Raw genomic sequence first — 19462 nt, 5'->3', positions numbered from 1 at the left:
GAAACGGCAATGTGCTTTGGTATCATGGTGTCCGATGAGGGCGGGCGCGTAGAGACATCGCGCCACGCCCTCGTGGTTCGACAGGCTCACCATCAGGGCGACTGGGGGAGCAGCGGCTAGAGTTCCACCCGCCGCAATTGGGGCGCCTGGCGGGTGGGTTCCGGCATCAGGTCGGGGCGGGCGGGGCCGGGGGCGGCGATGTGGGGGCCCTGGGCCAGGGTAATACCGTCTTCGAGCAGCTCGACGATCTGGCTTTCGCTGGCTATGCCGGTCGCCATGAGGCGGACGTCGAAGCGGGCGATGTAGTTGGCGATGTCGGAGGCGTGGAAGTCGGTGAAGACTTCGGGTTCCTCGATGAAGCGGGCGGCGTCGATGCGCAGCGAGCGCACGCCCTGCGCCGCCAGTTCGGCAATGTCGACGCGCAGCGACTTGACGTTGGCGATGGAAAAGCCGGCGCCCTTCCTGGCCACGGCATCGGCAATGGCGCGTTCGCCCGTGGTGAGCGAGCGCCAGTCGACATCGCTGACAACGAAGATCAGGCCGGACGCGATGGCGCGGTTGGCTTCGAGCGCCACGATCAGCTGCTCGGACGCCACCGAATCGCCCAAAGTGGCGCGCGACAGGGGGATGTAAAGCGTGACCGGCTGGCCGCCGGTGCGCGAGCGGCGGCAGATGGTGATCGCCTCGACCAGGCCCGTACCCTCGATATGGCGCATGACGTCCTCGCCGCCGCGGCGGGGCTGGAAATCGGCGCGGTCGGCCAGATCGCCATCCTCGAGCATCAGGCGGGGGACGAGGTCATAGCCCTGCGGGCGGCGCTGGGGCAAGGTGACGACGGGCTGGATGTGATAGATGAGCCGGTTTTCGGCGATGGCCTGGCGCAGCAATTCGAGCGGGATTGTGGGCTCGGGCTCGCGGGCAGCCGGGGACGGCGCCGGGGCGGCAATCATGCGGTCGCGGCTGGAGGCAGGCTTGGCCACGCGATCTTCCATTTCGGCCACCGCTTCGGCAACCTGGCGGATGACCGTGCCGAGCACGGAAATATCGGCCTCGACGCCTTCAAGGCGCGCGCCGGCATTGAGATCGGCCATGGCATTGATGCGCTGGCCGAGCACGGCACCGGCCTGAGCATCGGTAGCGAGCAGGCGGGACAGGTCCTCGATGGCTTTTTCCAGCCGGTTCTCGGCGCGCTGGCGCAAGGTGCGTTCGAGCAGCACGACGCAGACGCAGCCGAACACCACGGCCGCCAGGATGGCCTCCGACGGCGTGAAGGTCAGGCCGAAATAGGCCGCCGCGCCAACGGCGGCGGCAGCAAGGGCAATGAACGTGTAGACCAGTGCCTGCACGGGCGGACCTCGGAAGCGCCGGGATTCGGCTCTCCCCTCATAGCATCGTGCAATGGGGTGCAAAAGCGCGGAGCCGCGGCTCTCCCAAGCCTATTTGCGGGTTCAGGTGGCGAAAATGTTCCATGCGCGGGAGAAGAAGCCGTGGAACAGCACCAGTTGAGCCGCGCCATTGGCCGCGGCGGAGCCGCCCATATGCCCCAGCGCCACGACGGGCCGGACGGCACCGAAATAGGGCATGGCCGCGAGGTGATGTTCGACCCGGTCGAGCAGGCGCTCCATGATGGGCCGGGGCATGACGCCATCGATGACGGTCAGGTCCAGTTCCATCACCGCCCGCGTGCTGAGGACGGCGGTGGCCAGCGCCCTGCCCGCATCATCGAGCCAGGTGGTCGCCAGCGGCTCGAGCGCGGCCCAGTCCCAGTTCATCGGCTCACCCGGCGGCAGCGTGCCGCCCGCAGCCTCGATGCGCTGCTGCAAAGCCAGGATGGAGGCGATGGCGTGTACATAGAGTGAGCGGCCCTGGGCATCGGCGACCGGGATGGCGCCCAGATTGGCGGCATTGCCGGTGCGACCTTCCCATAATTGGCCATCGATGGCGATGCCGGCGCCGATCAGCGTGCCAACCTGGAAATAGGCCATGCCGCGTGGGCGGGGCTCGGGCCGGGCGATGAACTCGGCCCAGCAGGCGGCATTGCCATCGTTGAACCATTCCACGGGCGCGCCGATAGCCTGGCTCACTTCGACAGCGAGGTCGGCATCGCGCCATAGCTCCACCTGTTCGGCCGGGGCGCCGATGCGACCCAGATGCCGTTCGAGATGGGAGGGGCTGGCCACGCCGATACCGGCCAGCCGGCTCGCCTGCTGAGCGGTCATGCCGGCGCGGATGGTGGCGACCTCGGCCGCTACCTCGGCAAAAACGGTGTTGAAGTCGGGCCAGGCGTAGCTGTGGCGGATGCTGGCGAGGGTGAGGCCGGCCATGCTGAAGAGCAGGACTTCGAAATGCCGCCAGCCAATCTCAATCCCGATGCCGAAAGCGCCATCGGGATTGAGAAACAGTGGGGTCGCCGGCTGGCCACGGCGGCCGCGCAATACGTCACCGCGCAACACCAGCTCGCGGGCTTCGAGATCGGCGACGATGCGCGAGGTGGTCTGCGGCCCCAGGCCGGACAGACGCGCCAGTTCGGCATTGGACACGCCGGGGTTGAGCCCGATAAGCGTCATCACCGCGCGCTCATTGGCGATGCGGACGCCGGACTGGGCGAAGCCGCGTGCCATCGGCCCGATGCCGTCGTCCGCTGAATTCTTCTGCATGGCAGCTGACTTAATAGGGAGAGCGCGATCCGATCAAGCGCCAAGTCCATAGACAATCACGCAAATTGCAAATGTCTGGAACGGTTTGTTTACCCTGTTGCGGAACAATTGGGGCAACACCGGGACAGAGCGGCAATGCCGGACAACCGGCATAGTGGGCAATGGGAACGCGAGGACCGCGCCGCATGGCGATGCACAACCGAAGCGATGGCGAACCGCATGGGCGGCTGCTGCTGATCGATGGGGACGAGCCGCATGCCCTGCTGGTGGCCGAAACGCTCGGCCAAAGCCTGGGCAATCGCGTTCGCATCTCTGTTGCGGCGGGTGGCCGGCAGGCGGTGGAGCAGTTGCGCGATGCCGAATTCGACATCGTATTGGCGGATCTGGCGAGCCTGCGCGACCTCAGCGAGCGCAGCGACGACGCCGTGGCGCGGCTGGTGCGGCTGGCCGACGGCGCGCTGTTCGTCGCCGTTTCGGACGGCGCTTCGGTTTCCGCGGCGGTCGGCGCGATGCGGGCCGGGGCGCATGACTACGTGGTCAAGCCCGTCAACGGACCGGCCATGGCGGCCAGGATCGGCGAACTGGCACATCGCCACGGCAAGGGCCGAGCGCTCGCCATCGAGCCGGTGGCGGGCCGTTCCGACTTTGCCGGCTTCATCGGCGCGTCGAGCGCCATGCAATTTGTCTATGAGCAGATCGGGCGCATCGCCGCCTCGTCGGCGCCGGTCTTCATCACCGGGGAAAGCGGCACCGGCAAGGATGTTTGCGCCGAGGCGCTGCATACCACCGGACCGCGCTTCGGCAAGCGGCTGGTGGCGATCAACTGCGCCGCCATTCCGCGCGACCTGATGGAAAGCGAGCTGTTCGGCGTGGCGCGCGGCGCCTTTACCGGCGCGCATGACGACCGCAAGGGCGCGGCCGAGCTGGCCGATGGCGGCACGCTGTTCCTCGACGAGATCGGGGAAATGGATCTTTCCCTCCAGTCCAAACTTCTCAGGTTCCTGCAGACCGGCACGTTGAGCCGGGTGGGTGAAGCGGGCGTGCGGCAGGTGGACGTGCGCGTCATCTGCGCCACCAATCGCAACCCGATGCAGCTCATCACCGAGAAGAAATTCCGCGAGGACCTGTTCTATCGCCTGCATGTGCTGCCCATCCACCTGCCGCCACTGCGGCAGCGTCCGACCGACATCATGGTGCTGGCGCGGCATTTCCTGGCGCGCTACGCCGCCGAGGAGCATAAGCATTTCAACGGTTTTCCGCCCGATGTAGCGGGCCTGCTGACCTCGGCCGAGTGGCCGGGCAATGTGCGGCAGTTGCAGAACCTGGTACGGCGGCTGGTGGTGATGGGCGATGGCGGCGACATCACCATGTCCATGCTGGCGGCCGCCGATATCGAATCGCGCGGCGTGGTGGCGCCAGCCGAGCCTGCTCCGCGCATTGAGCGCAAACCGGCCATCCTGCCGATGTGGCAGCAGGAGCAGCGCATCATCGAGGATGCGATCGCCAGCTTCGGGGGCAATGTTTCGCTCGCCGCGGCAGCACTGGAAATCAGCCCCTCGACGATCTATCGCAAGCGGCAGGGCTGGGCGGAGATGGCGGCTGTCAGCTAGACCGCTGCGGCCCGGGCTTCAATACACCATGTAGTCGAAGAGTTGCTTGAGCCGCTGCTGGCCGGGGGATTCGTCGGCTTCGTTGATCAGCTTCTGCAGGCCGTCCAGCAGCGACGCCCATTTCTGCGCGTCAGGTGGGTCCATCAGGTCGAGAATGCAGCTGTTCATTTCTTCCATCTCCCCGACATGCAGCCGGAAATTGGATCCGTTCTGCTGCGAGGCGACCTGCCCGCAAACCTGGAAATCGGCCTTCTTCGAATCTGCGCCGTGCAGGCTGGTCCGTTGGCCGACGATACGCAGCAAGGCAAGATTGGACAGATCCTCCCCGTCGCCGGCGAAGTCGACGTAAATCTCGAGACTGCCGTTGCCCAGCGCCTCGTCGCCGATGTGCAGATCCCCATAGTTGACGAAAAACGTCTCGAAATTCGACCTGGTTGTGCCGCGCATTACCGAAGCGCGGGCAAAGCTGATCGGGACCGCCTGCGACGAGTGGGGCAGCCCCATCTTGCGGCCGGACGCCGACGGCACGATGACCGCCGGGTAGTTCTCGCGGACATAGGCTACCGCATCAGCGGTTGTCTGGGCAGACAGGTCAAACGACTTGATGCAGTTGATGGGGTAAGCGGCCCAGGTCGCGCCCATGATATTGGCACGGACCTTTTCAAAGGTGTCGTTGGGTCCCAGCAGCGCACGCAGGCGCGTGGCGTTTTCACTATCGGGGTAGCGGGCGATATAGTCGACCATCCACCAGTAGTGTTCCGAACTCTGGCGATAAAAGCGTTCCTGCCGTTGCCCTGTCCCAGGATTGTTGAAGCCCATCTTGGCGTATGGGGCGATTACGGACAGATCCCGATCGCCATCAAGGAAGAACGTGACCGCCCGGTGCAGGTCGGCTTCAAGATCGGCGGGCACAGCATTGCCCTGAGCTTCGACGAGCTCGAACAGGGACATCATCGAAAGTATACCGATGCTCTGGTAGTGCAGGGCACGATCGCCACGGTTGGCATTCTTGAGAATGGCCCCCTTCTCGTCGACCCTGTTCCTCAGCAAGCGGTAATAGGCCGAGACCAGACTCTCGAAGCCGGCTGCGTCGCCTTCCATGATGCGCCCGAGCAGCGCCGGATAGGACCCCATGAAGACACCATTGGAGGTGCCGTCCATGACGGCGGCGTCCATCCGGTACTTGTTGACCAGGGCAAGCGCCCACGCCAGGATCGTCTCGCGCTCCTGGGCAGTGAGCAAATCGCCCAGCATGTATGTGGTGGTGAGCGCCACGCCACCCAGCAAGGCCGCGTTTTCCATGTCGAGGACAGGCGCATCAGCCTCGGGGTCATAGCCCCCGGCATTGCCCGCGCCGAGATAGGAATTGTCGATGGCGGTATCCAGGCCCGCTCCCGCCTCTGCCCAGGCCAGAAGCGCTTCCCTGGCCTTGGCGGCCGCTGGCTGGTTGCCCTGGAACCCGGCGGCGGCGGCATGCACGACCAGCGCCTGCGCGAAGGAGACGCTCGCCTCGCGCTTGGCGGACATGCCGATGGATTGGGAATCGTCAAAACTGATAATGGGCGGATAGGCGGTGGGGCCGAAGTCGGTGGTCACGAACCGGCCAAGGCCAAGGCCGTTGCAACTGGATTCGATGGCGTGAGCCAGGTCGAACAAATGGCCGGGATGGTTCAGTCGGGGCCGGACCCGCTCGGCAGCCGCCGCAAGCTGTGCCAGTTCGGCATCATCGACGGTGCCGTCAAACGACCCGCCACTGGCGGCCGAGAACTGTTCCAGAGCCTCGATGGTGCGCCGCCCGATTTGTCCGTCGATGGGTCCGGGGTTGTAGCCCAGGTCGACCAGCAGGCCCTGCGCGTTGCGCACGGCGTCGTCGGCGGCCGCCATACTGGTCAGCGCAGGCAACAACAAGAGCGGCGCCATGTACAGTCGAATCGATTTAACCATCACCATCTCCCCCGCCGCAACAATAGAGCGAGGCGGCTATGGGATGGCAATAGTACAAATTCTGCCAGTTAAACACGCCGTGGCTGCCTCGCTAGGGCGTATTGGCCTCCCTTGCCTTGGCGCGATCAAGGCCGAGATAGTGCTCACGCAGGATGACGACAATGCCGGAGGCCATGATGATGGTGGCGCCCAGGACCATCGCCGGGGTCGGCACATCGCCGAACACCACCAGGCCCAGAATGATGGTCAGCAGCAGCGAGACATATTCGAACGGGGCGATGACCGACATATCGGCATAGCGGTAGGACGACGTCATCAGCAACTGGCCGACCCCGCCGAAAAAGCCGGCGGCTATGAGCAGGACAGCCTGCTGCGGCGTGGGCATGGCCCAGCCGAAGGGAATGGTTGCCAGCGACATGATGCTGGCGCAGATGAAGAAATAGACCACGATGGCTTCGGTGCGCTCGGTGCGCGTCAGCTTGCGCACCTGCATTAGGGCAAAGGCAGTGAGGATGGCCCCGCCAAAGGCGGCGATGGCGCCAAGCGCTTCGGAATTGCCGAGCGGCTGGCCGCTGGTGAACAGGGTCAGCCGCGGCCAGAGGATGATGACCACACCGAAAAGCCCGACGACGACGGCGGTCCAGCGAAAGACATGAACCGCCTCCTTGAGCAGCAGCGCGCTGAAGACGACGATGAGCAGCGGCGCGGCATAGCCGATGGCGGTGGCTTCGGGCAAAGGCAACCGGGTCAGCGCGAAAAAGCCCAGACCCATGGACGAGGCACCGACCAGGGCGCGCAGGACGTGGCCGAGCGGATTGCGCGTATGCAGGGCAGCCCGCAATTGGCCACGCCACAGCAACCAGAACACTACCGGCAGGAAAGCAAAGAAGCAGCGGAAGAAAACCAGTTCCCCGGCAGGAATGGTTTCGGTGGCCTTGAGCAGCGTCGCCATGACGACGAAGAAGAAAACGGAAACGACCTTGAGCGCAATACCACGCATCGGCCCACGATGTTGCACGGGGCCGGCGGCAGCTTCTGGAACGGGAGCGGTCACTGATGTCTCGTGGTACAGCCGGGATCAGCGGCCGGAGGATTGCTCCAGCTTTTCCTTGGCCATGCGCGCAGTGGCAAAGGCCTTGTGCTCGGGGCCGACGGCCGAGCCCGATTTGACCACCTTGCCGGCGGCGTCGAGGATTTCCCAATGCCAGTTGGCATTCGGGCCGCTGCCGCCCTTGAGGCGCAGCTTGATCTGAAGGGTGTTGTCCTGGGTCATGCTGGCCTTATGCCGGAGGTTTGCGCGTGGGGGAAGGGGGCGGGCAAAAAAGATGCTGTCCGGCGAGCGAACGAATGATCCACCTTGCGGCCGTGGTGCGATCTCGGGATGGATCCCGGCTCAAGGCCGGGATGACACAGAGTGAGAAGATCGCGCAGCGCCCAAGTCCATCCACCGCCCCACGCCTACACTTCCGAATAGCGATACTCGATCTTGTCGCCCCAGAAGGCGAGGTGGTCGCGGATAGGTTCGACCAGGGGACATGGATCGGGGTAGTACCAGACCTGGTCGGGGCCATCGGCGGTGAGGGTCTTGAGCGTGTAGTAATGCGCCTCGCCCTTGTAGGGGCAGGTGGTGCGGGTTTCGGAGCGCTCCAGCACATCCTCGCGAACATCCTCGCGCGGCAGATAGATGCGCAAGGGCGCGCCCGGCTCATCCAGTTCGAGTGCATTGAGCGAGCTGCCGATCTCGGCATCGTCGAACATTACGTGGACCCGGCCCTTGGCCGGCCTGATCTTGATATCCTTGTCCAGACATTGACGCGTCATGATGTCCTGCCATCTAGCGAAAGTGAATGTGAATCAACGCGCGAGAAGAAAGCCGGTTCACACGACCTTGACTCGTCGAGGGGGCGGCCATATATCCCCCGTACCCTGTTAGCACTCTACACTGACGAGTGCTAACAGTGCCAAGATTGCATTTTGAACATGCTGCCATAGGAGCAAAACATGGGCTTCCGTCCTCTGCACGACCGCGTGGTCGTCCGTCGCCTCGACAGCGAAGAAAAGACCAAAGGCGGGATCATCATCCCCGACACCGCCAAGGAAAAGCCCTCCGAGGGCGTGATCGTCTCCGTGGGCCCCGGCGCCCGCGATGATGCCGGCAAGATCAACGCGCTCGACGTCAAGGCCGGCGATCGCGTGCTGTTCGGCAAGTGGAGCGGCACCGAGGTCAAGCTCAACGGCGAAGACCTGCTGATCATGAAGGAATCCGACATCATGGGCATCGTCGAGGTCTGAGGACCCCACGCTGTCCCTTTCGTCGTTTCAACCATTCTTAAGGAGCGCCCCACATGGCCGCTAAAGAAGTAAAGTTCTCCACCGATGCCCGCGACAAGATGCTGCGCGGCGTCAATATCCTCGCCAATGCGGTGAAGGTGACCCTGGGCCCCAAGGGCCGCAACGTGGTCATCGAAAAGTCGTTCGGCGCCCCGCGCATCACCAAGGACGGCGTGACCGTCGCCAAGGAAATCGAACTGGAAGACAAGTTCGAGAACCTGGGCGCCCAGCTGCTGCGTTCGGTCGCCTCCAAGACCAACGACATTGCCGGTGACGGCACCACCACCGCCACCGTTCTCGGCCAGGCCATCGTCGTCGAAGGCGTCAAGGCCGTCGCCGCCGGCTTCAACCCGATGGATCTCAAGCGCGGTATCGACCTGGCCGTGGAAGAAGTCGTCGCCTCGCTGCAGGCCGCTTCCTCCAAGATCAAGTCGTCGTCCGAAGTCGCCCAGGTCGGCACCATCTCGGCCAATGGCGAATCGTCCATCGGCGACATGATCGCCGAAGCCATGCAGAAGGTCGGCAACGAGGGTGTCATCACCGTCGAGGAAGCCAAGACTGCCGAGACCGAACTCGATGTCGTCGAAGGCATGCAGTTCGACCGTGGCTACCTCTCCCCCTACTTCGTCACCAATGCCGAGAAGATGACCGCCGTTCTCGAGGACCCGGTGATCCTGCTCCACGAGAAGAAGCTCTCCAACCTGCAGTCGCTGCTGCCGCTGCTGGAAGCCGTGGTGCAGTCGCAGCGCCCGCTGCTGATCATTGCTGAAGACGTCGACGGCGAGGCCCTGCCGACCCTGGTCGTCAACCGCCTGCGCGCCGGCCTCAAGGTCGCTGCCGTCAAGGCTCCGGGTTTCGGTGACCGCCGCAAGGCCATGCTCGAAGACATCGCCATCCTGACCGGTGGTTCGGTGATTTCTGAAGACCTCGGCATCAAGCTCGAGAACGTGACCATGGACATGCTGGGCACTGCCAAGCGCGTCGAGATCACCAAGGAAACCACCACGATCGTCGACGGCGCCGGCACCCAGGACGATATCCAGGGCCGCGTTGGCCAGATCAAGGCGCAGATCGAAGAAACCTCTTCGGACTATGACCGCGAGAAGCTGCAGGAACGCCTGGCCAAGCTGGCCGGTGGCGTTGCCGTGATCAAGGTCGGCGGCTCGACGGAAGTCGAAGTCAAGGAGCGCAAGGACCGCGTCGATGACGCGCTGAACGCCACCCGCGCCGCCGTTGAAGAAGGCATCGTGGCCGGCGGCGGCGTCGCCCTGCTGCGCGCTTCGAACAACATGACCGTCAAGGGCGCCAATGCCGACCAGGCTGCGGGTATCGCCATCGTCAAGCGCGCCCTGCAAGAGCCGGTGCGCCAGATCGCCAATAATGCCGGCGCCGAAGGCTCCGTCGTGGTTGCCCGCATCCTCGAGAACTCGTCGATCACCTTCGGCTACAATGCCGCGACCGGCGAATATGGCGACCTGGTCGCCCTTGGCGTCATCGACCCGGTGAAGGTGGTTCGCACGGCCCTCCAGGATGCGGCTTCGGTCGCCTCGCTGCTGATCACCACCGAGGCCCTCATCGTCGAGGCCCCCAAGGACGCAGCTCCGGCAATGCCGGGCGGCGGCGGCATGGGCGGCATGGGCGGCATGGATTTCTAATCCATCGCCACAGACTTCGAGGTTCGTTTCTTCCCAGTCACGAACTTCGTGGAAGGCGCGGTGGAAACACCGCGCCTTTTCTTATGCGTGACGGCGCGCGGCGCAGTAGAATGCCCCCGGAGCAATCAGCGAGGATTCGATGCGAACACCCCGACGCGGCAGCGCCTTTGATCAGGCGGAGGCGGCTTTCAAGACAGCGACCCGCAAGCCTGTGGAAGCAGCGCCGCCCAAGCCTGTTGCTCCGCCTGAGGGTAAGGAAATGGTGACGTTGCGGCTGGATCGCGCCGTGCTGGAGCATTTCCAGGATGACGGTCCGGGCTGGCAGGACCGGATCAATGCCGCTTTGCGCATTGCTGCCGGGCTCGATCCGGCCTGATACCCCTCTACGGGGGGTGCCTCTCGCGGCATTTGACAGCAACGTGCCGAAGTTTCATTTTCCCGGAAATGGTGGAGCAGAGGGGTTGAAGATGTCCATGCGTGTTGTTCTGGCCGCGGTGCTGCTGCTGGCCTTGAATCTGGCGGCGACGGGCGACGCCTTTGCGCAGAAGACCAAGACCAAGGTCACGACGCCGCAGGTCACCCAGCCGCAGGACGATACGCTCGATCCCTATGATCCCGACGATCTCGAGGAAATCCTCGACGAGGGCGACGCCGCCTATTTCGTCGCCGAAGGGCAGACGCCCGACTACCAATATGCCTTCGAGATGTATTCGCTCGCGGCCGGGGCCGGCGATGGCTATGCGATGAACCGCGTGGCACTGATGTATGACCGCGGCGAGTTCGTGGCGCAGGACTATGCCAAGGCGTTCGACTGGTATCTCAAGGCCGCCGAGGCCGGCCTGCCGGCCGGGCAGAGCAACGTGGCCAGCATGTATAATGTCGGAGACGGCGTGCGGCAGAACTATGCCGAGGCGCTGCACTGGTTCCGTCTCGCCGCGGACAATGGCTATGCCTATGCCATGTATGCGCTGGGCGACATGTATCTGGCCGGCAATGGCGTGGCCAAGGATGTCGAGGAGGCAACCGCCTGGTACCAGAAGGCGTCGGATGCGGGAGACGCCAACGGGCATTGGTCGCTGTCGCTGCGCTATCTCTATGGCGACGGCGTGGGCAAGGACACGCAGCGGGCGGCCGAACTCGCCTATCTGGCGCTGACCAACGGGCTGCAGGTCGCGTGGGACGAATTCAAGGACATCCGCAACGCCGATACCTCGCCGAACTACCGTCGCGCCATCCAGGAAATGCTGAAACGCGACGGCTTCTATAGCGGCACGATCGACGGCAGTTTCGGTCCGGCGACACAGCGGGCCATCGAGGCGGCCTTCGGTTCGGCGCTTTAACGGAAGAACAGCAGCCGCAGCGCCAGGGCGATCGACACCACGACGACCAGCGGCCGAATGATCTTTGCGCCGTAGCGGATGCCGGTCCGGGCGCCGATATAGCCGCCGGCAAGCTGCCCGATGGCCATGGCGATGGCGGCGGGCCAGACCACGTCGCCCGCCGGGATGAAGATGGTCAGCGCCGCCAGGTTCGACACCAGATTGAGGATCTTGGTATTGCCCGAGGCGCGGGTGAGGCCCAGGCCGAACAGCATGACGAAGCCGATGGTGAGGAACGAGCCGGTACCCGGCCCGAATACGCCATCGTAGAAGCCGATGACCATGCCCATAACCGGCACGAACAGCCCGAAGGGCAGCCGGGCCGCCTTGTCGGCATCCGAAAGATTGGGCGCGAACAGGAAATAGAGCGCGATGCCGATCAACGCCACGGGCACGGCGACATCGAGCAGGCTGATATCGATCTGCTTGACCACCAGGGCGCCACAGAGGCTGCCGGCATAAGTCAGCGCGATAGCCGGAACCAGCGCCTTGAGCGAGACGAAGCCGCGCCGCCAATAGGTCAGCGCCGCCATGCCGGTGCCGAACACCGATTGCAGCTTGTTGGTGGCGAGCGCGGCAACCGGCGGCAGGCCGGCCGAGAGCAAGGCCGGCAGGGCGATCATGCCGCCGCCGCCGGCGATGGCATCAACAAAGCCGGCCAGCATGCCGACAGCGGCAAGCGCCAGGAGAACGAGGGGATCGAGCATGGGGTCCAGTGGGGTTCAGGGTGTGGTGTCGTCGGGCCGCGCGGTTTCGGCCAGTCGCCGCTCATAGATCGGAATATTGATCATCGAGGACATGAAGCCACTCATCATGAGCTGGAAGCCCGAAACCAGCGCCGTCATGGCCAGGATGACCGGGCGCATGGTGCTGGAAGGATTGAGATGCCCGAAATCGCGCTCGGCCCATTCCGCCACGCCCCAGAGCAGCGCGACAATGCCAATCAGCATCAGTGTGGTGGCCACGAGCAGGATGCGTTCCAGGGTGAGGGCTTCGAGCAGGCGATCGTAGCTGCTGGAGCGCGGGATAAAGCCATAGCGCGAGGCAAAGCGGCGGCCGATAACCGCGAAGGAAATGGATTGCAGGCCGACGATTATGCAGAGTGCGGCGACGAGGAACGTATGGACGTCGAACGAGACGCGGCCGAAACGCGCCGGGCCCGGCAGCAGGATGGCGCCAACCAGCAGGCCCACGGCCAATAGGGCAATGCCGGGATAGAGGAACAGCCAGCGCGGAGAAAACAGCAGCAGGAAACGCAGATGGCGCCAGCCATCGCGGATGGACCGCAGATGGGGTTTTCGCGAGCGGCCATCCTTGGCCAGCGTGGTCGGCACTTCGCGCAGGTCAAGCTGCGCCAAGGTGGCCTTGACCACCATTTCGGAGGCGAATTCCATGCCTGAGGTGCGCAGGTTGAGCGCCAGGATCGCGGCGCGCGAAAAGCCGCGCAGGCCGCAATGGAAATCGCCGATCGGGGTGTGGAAAAACAGGCGGCCGATAGCGCTGAGCAGGGGATTGCCGATATAGCGATGGTGCCAGGGCATGGCGCCGGGAGCGATGCCGCCCCCGAAGCGGTTGCCCATGACCAGGTCGGCCCCGGCGCGCAGCTGGGAGACAAAGGCATCGAGATTGGCGAAATCATAGCTGTCGTCGGCATCGCCCATGATGATGAAGCGGCCGCGTGCGGCCTGGATGCCGCCGGCAAGCGCGGCGCCATAGCCACGTTCGGGGATGTTGACGACGCGGGCGCCGAGATTTTCCGCAATCTCGCGCGAGCCGTCGGTGGAGCCGTTGTCGGCGATGACGATCTCCCCGGCAATGCCGGTGCGGTCGAGGAAGCTGCGCGCCTTGCCGACGCAGGCGGCCAGCGTCTCCGCTTCGTTAAGGCAGGGCATCAGGATGGTGAGTTCGAATTCGTCGGCCAAGTCTGGCCCTCCCCCCGGAGCCGGCTGCATTCCCTGTTTCCTCGAAACGCTGAAATGCTCCAAGTCTTTGTTTTGTCGCGCTTCCGAACCGCAAAAGTGGCTGCCACTTTTGCTGGAAGCGCTTGATTGCATTTCTGTCGTGAATCGCGGCAGCCGGCAATGCCTGCTCAGAAGCCGGCACTGGTTCCCAACCGTTGCAGCACGGCGTCGAGCTGGGCCTTGCGCCGGGGCGACCACCGGGCGGTGCGCGAAACGACCAGGCACGCCTCGCTTTGCAGCATGACGCCATCTTCGAGCACGCGCAGGCCGTTGGCCGCGAGGGTCGAGCCGGTGCTGGTGATATCGACCACGATATCGGCCACGCCGGAGGCCGGGGCGGCTTCGGTGGCGCCGAGGCTTTCGACGGTGCGATATTCGGCGATGCCGGCGCGGGCGAAATGCTGGCGGGTGATGGTGATGTATTTGGTGGCGATGCGCAGCCAGCGGCCATGGCGGCCGCGGAAATCGGAGGCGACGTCGGCCAGGTCGTGCATGTGGGTGACGTCGATCCAGGCGTCGGGCACGGCCACGACGACGTCGGCATTGCCGAAGCCGAGAGGCTTGGCGATGGACACCGAGGCCGGGCCGCTTTCGCTGGTCTCGTGAATCAGGTCGCGCCCGGTGACGCCGAAATCGATGGTGCCGCGGATGAGTTCGCGGGCAATCTCGGAGGCCGGGAAGAAGCGCACGGTGACATCGGGCAGGCCTTCGATGGCGCCGAGATAGGAACGGGCGCCGCCGGGACGGGTGATGACCAGGCCATTGGCCGCGAACCATTCGCGGGTGAGTTCTTCGAGGCGCCCCTTGGAGGGCACGGCGAGGGTGATGCCGGTCATGGGATGGCTCCGTTGGAACCGCGAGGCTCTATCGTCCCCTCGCCCCTCAGGGGAGAGGGGAGCGACGCCGGGAGCGCAGCGACCTGGCAAAGCTGGGGTGAGGGGTGAAGGCCCCTCGGTAAAAGCACTGAGACTGAACCCCTCACCCTGCGCTGCGCGCCGACCTCTCCCCTCAGGGGCGAGGTAAGAAAGAACCCGGTCATGAGGTGACCTCCGCTTCAAGCCGATCGACCCAGACGGAACAGCCGGAGGCGGCGATGGGGGCGGTGGCGCCGAGACGTTCGAGCAGGCGATCATACTGGCCGCCGGAGGCCAGGATATCGCCGCTGGGACCGGTCATTTCGAAGACGATGCCGGTGTAATAATCGAGGCGCGGCGAGAAGCCGGCATCGAAGGTGACGCGGGCTTCACCCAGTCTATCGAGGTGGCGCCTGATCGTACGAATGGGCGCACCGAGCATCAGCTTGTGCCGCGCGGCCAGAGCCTCGATCCGGGTCAGCGCCTGGAGCACCGGGCCGGAAATGGCGAGGTATTCCCGCAGGAGCTTCAGCGTGGCGGGCGGCACCTGGGCGGCGTCGAGCGCCTGCTGTTCGAGGTAGCGGTCGGCAATTTCCTCGGGGGAGCGGCTTTCCGACAAGCTGAGGCCTGATGCCACCATCTGTTCGGTGATATCGGCGACCAAGGCCTTGCGGCTCGGCTGCTTTTCGCGCGGTGCATCGGGGGCAGCTTCGAGGCGGGCCAGCAGGCGATCGAGCGCTTCGGTGTGGCCGAAGCGATTGCGGATGCGCGGGCGCCAGGCGTCGGGCATGTCGGCCTGCACCAGCAGGGCTTCGAAGAGTCCGACGCCGCCGAGGCGGATATCGGGGGCGACGCCGAAGATGGAGAGGGCGGCGCGGGCGAAGGTCAGCACCTGATCGAGCGCCACATCGCCATCGGGCTGGGCCAGCAGTTCGATGCCGGCCTGGTCGAATTCGGCCGGGCCGGTTTCGCGCTGGCGGAAGATGGGGCCCATATAGGAGAAGGCCGCGGGTTCGCCGACGCCGTCGTCGATATAGGATTTGACGATGGGCAGGGTGAAATCGGGACGCAGGCAATATTCTGCGCCCGTCGTGTCCGTGGTCAGCAGCAAGCGTCGGCCGAATTCCTCGCCGGCCAGGTCGAAATAGGGATCGGCCGAGAGCAGCAAAGGCGGCGTGGCACGGCAGGCGCCCTGGGCTTCGACCAGGGATTCAAGATTGGCGCGGCGGAGGGCGGGGCTGGTCATCGGGGCACGCTCCCCTGCATTCTCCACAAACGCGGTGTCATCCCGGCGAAGGCCGGGATCCATCCTGAGATGGCTCCCCATCCGCCATGGTCCGAACGTCCACCTTGCGGCAGCGGATATATCTCGGGATGGGCCCCGGCCTTCGCCGGGGTGACATTGTGGGTGGGGAGGGTCAGGAGCATCATTGCTCGCTCAGCAGCTTCTGCACGGCGCGGACCAAGTCATCCCGCTTGATCTCGAACTGACCCGGGCGCGCGGCTTTCCATTCGGCATTGTCCGAGATGGCGGCCGCGGCCTGCTTGCCCGCGATCAGGTCCTTGATCTGGAGGACGCCCTGCTCGCGTTCCTGGCTACCCTCGATGACGACGATGGGCGAATTGCGCTTGTCGGCATAGGCGACCTGCTTGCCGAAATTCTTGGTGTTGCCGAGGAACATTTCGGCGCGGATGCCGGCATTGCGGAGTTCGGAAACCATGGCCTGGTAGGAGGCGGTCTGATCCTTGTCCATGACGAGGACGACGACGGGGCCCGCGGGCTCGGTGGCGCCGAGATTGCCGGTGAGCTTCAGCGCATTGGCGAGACGCGAGACGCCGATGGAAAAGCCGGTGGCGGGCACCGGCTCGCGACGGAAGCGGGAAACGAGGCCGTCATAACGGCCACCGCCGCCGACGGAACCAAACACCACGTCCTGGCCCTTTTCGTTCTGCACCTTGAAGGTCAGTTCAATCTCGAAGACCGGGCCGGTGTAATATTCGAGGCCGCGGACGACGGAGGGGTCGAGAATGACGCGACCACCGAAGCCGGCAGCGCTGACGAGGCCGAAGATGGAAGCCAGTTCCTGCACACCGGCAAGACCGGTTTCGGACCCACCGATGAGGCCGGCCAAAGTGTTGATGGTTGCAACGACATGGGCATTGCTGCCGCGCTCCACGCCGGAGGCGGGCATGCCGCTATCGACATAGGCGAGGATGGGTTCGATCTGGGCCGGGGTGAGGCCGGCGCCCTTGGTGAAATCGCCGCTTTCGTCCTTGCGGCCGGCGCCGAGCAGGAGCTTGACGCCTTCGGTACCGAACTTGTCGAGCTTGTCGATGGCGCGAAGCACGGTGAGCTTCTGTTCGTCTGACGTGACGCCCGCCGTGGCGAGGACGCCGTCCAACACCTTGCGGTTGTTCACACGAACGACGTACTTCCCCGCGAGCCCCAGCGCATCCATGACGTCGGCCATCATCATGCACATTTCGGCGTCGGCTTCCGGGCCCCCTGCCCCGACGGTGTCGGCGTCGAACTGCATGAACTGGCGGAAGCGGCCGGGGCCGGGCTTTTCGTTGCGGAAGACGTAGCCTTGCCGATAGGAGCGGTAGGGCTTGGGCAGGGTCTCGAAATTTTCGGCGAAATAGCGGGCGAGCGGCGCGGTGAGATCGTAGCGCAGGCTCATCCACTGCTCGTCATCATCTTGCAGGGAGAAGACGCCGGCATTGGGCCGGTCGGTATCGGGCAGGAATTTTCCCAGGGTCTCGGTATATTCAAACAGCGGAGTTTCGACCGGATCGAAGCCATAGCGCTCGTAGACTTTCCTGATCTTGTCGATCATGGCGCCCACCGCGGCGATTTCGCCGGGCGTGCGATCCTCGAAGCCGCGCGGCAGGCGCGGGGCGATCAGTCTGGTCTTTTCGGTCATCTAGGCAGCCTCGGAGTTGCGCCGTTGTTAGCGGATCGGGGTGGTTGAGACAACAGGTGGGTGGGGCATCGGTCGCGCTGAATCGGCAGTCGTCTCCCTCCCCCTTGTGGGGAGGGACCAAGGGTGGGGGTGTCACACGCACCGGTTTGCGGGACCATACCCCCACCCGGCTCGATCACGGACTTAGCAAGGGCTAAGTCCTATCTCGCTCTCCCTCCCCACAAGGGGGAGGGACACAGACTGATGGATTGGTAGCCGACAGGGAGGGAAGCAGGGCAAGACCCGGTCTCCCCTGCCCTTACATTCCTGGTCTCCGCAACGGGTCCGGAAAGCGGGGATTGGGCGAAACGTCCAGCCAATGGGCGCCGATTGAATCGGGCGGCAGGCCGAGATCGGCCCGAAGATGGGCCGGCAGGTTGTCCGGCAGCCGCGGACGGTTCCACCAGGCACTGATCGCCGTGGCGATGACGGCAAGCAGGCCACGCTGATGCACGGCATCGGCGATGGAGAATTCAAGGCGCAGAACGATGCTGCCCTCGGGCAGGGTATTGTAAGACATGATGGCTTCCGGGCGCGTCAGAACGCGGACCGGCCTCTGTTGGGTTGGGTGGATGAAGCGGAATCCGGACGCGGGGCGACCCGGATCAGAACATCACGATGGGAAGGCTAGGAGTGTCCGAAGGCACGAAGCGCGCCGAGGGCGACAAAGACCGGGCGTCAGGCCTGGTGGTGATGTCGCGCAATTGGCCCCTGGCGGAGTTCAAATACAGTGGTCATGCAGTTGCCTCCTCTTGGGCTGGTGTTGGTGGACGATTGGCTTCTAGCTCGCGATTTCGTGATCCGCAAGCGATGATGTGGCGGGTTGTCGCACACGGGTCGAATTGTTGCGCGAAAGCAACAGGCTAGCGCGTTGGGCGCACCAGTGCGTTACGTTCGGCCTCGACCTCGCCGCGGCAGAAGCAACCCTCGATATGGTCGTTGACCAGGCCCATGGCCTGCATGAAGGCGTAGCAGGTGGTGGGGCCGACGAAATTGAAGCCGCGCTTGCGCAAATCCTTGCTGAGGCGGATGGAGGCCTCGGTCTGCGCGAGGCGGCGCAGGTTCTCCCAGCTCAGGTCATCGGGACGATGCTCCGGCCGGGTCTCGAAGCGCCAGACATAGGCGGCGAGCGAGCCGAATTCGCGCTGGATGGCGATGGTGCGGCGGGCATTGTTGATGGTGGCGGCGATCTTGCCGCGATGGCGGATGATACCGGGATCGAGCAACAGGCGCTCGATATCGGTTTCATCCATGGCCGCTACCTTGGCGATGTCGAAGCCGTGGAAGACCTCGCGGAAGCGTTCGCGCTTGCGCAGGATGGTGATCCAGGACAGGCCCGACTGGAAGCCTTCGAGGCAAATCTTCTCGAACAGCCGCGTGTCCGAGGTGACCGGGCGGCCCCATTCGCGATCGTGATAGTGGCGGTAGAGCGCATCGTCGCCGGCCCAGGGGCAGCGCGGCAGGCCATCGGCGACCGACTCAATTGACATGGGCAACACACTTTCACTATCGAGGACGTAGAATTGCTTAGAGCGCCGCTCATCCGATTGGAATCGCGGCAATACATATTTGACGAAAGACTTTGAGACGACCAGCCGCCGTGGCTTGAAGCGGTGCAGTTTTCAAGGACGCTTGCCGTGATCATTCCGGGACGCTTGCGAGCTCTGGTAACGGACGACAATGCCTATGCGCGCGCCATTTCGGCGGCCGGCCTCAAGAAGCTGGGCGTCGGCGAAGTGGTGGAGGCCGATGGCGGCGCCGCAGCGATCCTCGCCCTGATGAGCGAACCATTCGATCTTGTGCTGATAGACTGGTACATGCCCGATGTCAGCGGCGCGGGCGTAATGACCATGCTGCGCGACCCACGGTTCGGCGCGGCCTCGCAGACGCCGGTGATCCTTATGACGGCCTATGCCAGCCGGGAAAATATCGCCCGTGCCCGGCAGCTGGGTGTCAATGAAGTGCTGGTGAAGCCGTTTTCGACCGACCAGTTGGGGACCGCCTTGGGCCGGGTGCTGGGCGACGCGGCGCGGGTCGCCGGCAGCGACGCGGTGTTCCTCTAAAGCGCGTCGCAGTCTTTCAGATTCCGCTAACCAACAGTTGGATCA

At 64.6% G+C, this 19462-nt stretch carries 19 protein-coding genes; 6 read left to right on the top strand and 13 right to left on the bottom strand.

The genetic code is table 11. The annotated features are described in order from the left end of the window. Positions 1-116: 116 nt before the first annotated feature. Together ASD04_RS16465 and ASD04_RS16460 are read right to left on the bottom strand one after the other, a co-directional pair. A complete protein-coding gene (locus ASD04_RS16465) occupies positions 117-1346 on the bottom strand; it encodes an EAL domain-containing protein (protein WP_056259412.1) in 1230 nt (409 codons plus the stop codon). Between the two features lie 102 nt (positions 1347-1448). Continuing rightward, positions 1449-2657, bottom strand: a complete 1209-nt coding sequence (locus ASD04_RS16460) for an ROK family transcriptional regulator (RefSeq protein ID WP_056259410.1) — start codon at positions 2655-2657, stop codon at positions 1449-1451. Positions 2658-2842: 185 nt separating this feature from the next. Between ASD04_RS16460 and ASD04_RS16455 the strand changes: the two genes are divergently transcribed. Next, positions 2843-4267, top strand: a complete 1425-nt coding sequence (locus ASD04_RS16455; protein WP_244488346.1) for a sigma-54 dependent transcriptional regulator — start codon at positions 2843-2845, stop codon at positions 4265-4267. A gap of 18 nt (positions 4268-4285) precedes the next feature. On the opposite strand, the gene ASD04_RS16450 is transcribed toward ASD04_RS16455, so the two are convergent. The 4 genes from ASD04_RS16450 to ASD04_RS16435 all read right to left on the bottom strand — a co-directional run bounded on the left by ASD04_RS16450 (position 4286) and on the right by ASD04_RS16435 (position 8032). Continuing rightward, positions 4286-6211, bottom strand: a complete 1926-nt coding sequence (locus ASD04_RS16450; RefSeq protein WP_162245153.1) for a peptidoglycan-binding protein — start codon at positions 6209-6211, stop codon at positions 4286-4288. A 91-nt stretch (positions 6212-6302) separates the two neighbouring features. Beyond that, positions 6303-7211, bottom strand: coding sequence for a DMT family transporter (locus ASD04_RS16445; protein WP_056259406.1), 909 nt, complete (start codon positions 7209-7211; stop codon positions 6303-6305). A 78-nt stretch (positions 7212-7289) separates the two neighbouring features. Further along, positions 7290-7484 carry a hypothetical protein gene (locus ASD04_RS16440; protein WP_056259404.1) on the bottom strand — a complete coding sequence of 65 codons (195 nt, stop codon included), beginning with the start codon at positions 7482-7484 and terminating at the stop codon, positions 7290-7292. 185 nt (positions 7485-7669) lie between these two features. Next, positions 7670-8032: a DUF427 domain-containing protein gene (locus ASD04_RS16435; protein WP_056259402.1), complete on the bottom strand. Its 363-nt coding sequence runs from the start codon at positions 8030-8032 to the stop codon at positions 7670-7672. 180 nt (positions 8033-8212) lie between these two features. On the opposite strand from ASD04_RS16435, the gene ASD04_RS16430 reads away from it, so the two are divergent. From ASD04_RS16430 to ASD04_RS16415, 4 genes are all read left to right on the top strand, one after another. Further along, complete coding sequence (locus ASD04_RS16430; protein WP_056234513.1) at positions 8213-8503, top strand: co-chaperone GroES; 291 nt, start codon at positions 8213-8215, stop codon at positions 8501-8503. A 53-nt stretch (positions 8504-8556) separates the two neighbouring features. Then, positions 8557-10197, top strand: a complete 1641-nt coding sequence (groL, locus tag ASD04_RS16425; protein WP_056259400.1) for a chaperonin GroEL — start codon at positions 8557-8559, stop codon at positions 10195-10197. Between the two features lie 139 nt (positions 10198-10336). Further along, a complete protein-coding gene (locus ASD04_RS16420; protein ID WP_056259398.1) occupies positions 10337-10573 on the top strand; it encodes a BrnA antitoxin family protein in 237 nt (78 codons plus the stop codon). Between the two features lie 97 nt (positions 10574-10670). Continuing rightward, a complete protein-coding gene (locus ASD04_RS16415; protein WP_162245152.1) occupies positions 10671-11537 on the top strand; it encodes an SEL1-like repeat protein in 867 nt (288 codons plus the stop codon). Here ASD04_RS16415 and ASD04_RS16410 read toward each other — a convergent pair. From ASD04_RS16410 to ASD04_RS16380, 7 genes are all read right to left on the bottom strand, one after another. Continuing rightward, a complete protein-coding gene (locus ASD04_RS16410; protein ID WP_056259394.1) occupies positions 11534-12283 on the bottom strand; it encodes a TSUP family transporter in 750 nt (249 codons plus the stop codon). The two genes, ASD04_RS16415 and ASD04_RS16410, sit on opposite strands and share 4 nt — an antisense overlap. A gap of 15 nt (positions 12284-12298) precedes the next feature. Beyond that, entirely contained in the window at positions 12299-13498 is a 1200-nt protein-coding gene (locus ASD04_RS16405; RefSeq protein ID WP_200940283.1) for a glycosyltransferase family 2 protein, read from the bottom strand. Between the two features lie 167 nt (positions 13499-13665). Then, on the bottom strand, positions 13666-14373 hold the full coding sequence (gene hisG / locus ASD04_RS16400) for an ATP phosphoribosyltransferase (protein WP_056259389.1): 708 nt from the start codon (positions 14371-14373) through the stop codon (positions 13666-13668). Between the two features lie 199 nt (positions 14374-14572). Next, positions 14573-15637, bottom strand: a complete 1065-nt coding sequence (locus ASD04_RS16395; protein ID WP_056259387.1) for an ATP phosphoribosyltransferase regulatory subunit — start codon at positions 15635-15637, stop codon at positions 14573-14575. Between the two features lie 181 nt (positions 15638-15818). Then, positions 15819-17315: a histidine--tRNA ligase gene (gene hisS / locus ASD04_RS16390; RefSeq protein WP_056259385.1), complete on the bottom strand. Its 1497-nt coding sequence runs from the start codon at positions 17313-17315 to the stop codon at positions 15819-15821. A 298-nt stretch (positions 17316-17613) separates the two neighbouring features. Further along, positions 17614-17874, bottom strand: a complete 261-nt coding sequence (locus ASD04_RS16385) for a hypothetical protein (protein ID WP_056259384.1) — start codon at positions 17872-17874, stop codon at positions 17614-17616. 343 nt (positions 17875-18217) lie between these two features. Further along, positions 18218-18844 carry a DNA-3-methyladenine glycosylase I gene (locus ASD04_RS16380; RefSeq protein ID WP_056259381.1) on the bottom strand — a complete coding sequence of 209 codons (627 nt, stop codon included), beginning with the start codon at positions 18842-18844 and terminating at the stop codon, positions 18218-18220. Positions 18845-18991: 147 nt separating this feature from the next. Here ASD04_RS16380 and ASD04_RS16375 point away from each other — a divergent pair, with 147 nt between their 5' ends. Next, a complete protein-coding gene (locus tag ASD04_RS16375; RefSeq protein ID WP_056259379.1) occupies positions 18992-19417 on the top strand; it encodes a response regulator in 426 nt (141 codons plus the stop codon). Positions 19418-19462: the final 45 nt, after the last annotated feature.

The sequence above is a fragment of the Devosia sp. Root436 genome (assembly GCF_001426345.1).
Classification (GTDB): Bacteria; Pseudomonadota; Alphaproteobacteria; order Rhizobiales; family Devosiaceae; genus Devosia.
Note: the sequence above shows the minus strand (reverse complement) of the source record. Positions and strands in the feature narration are given on the sequence as shown.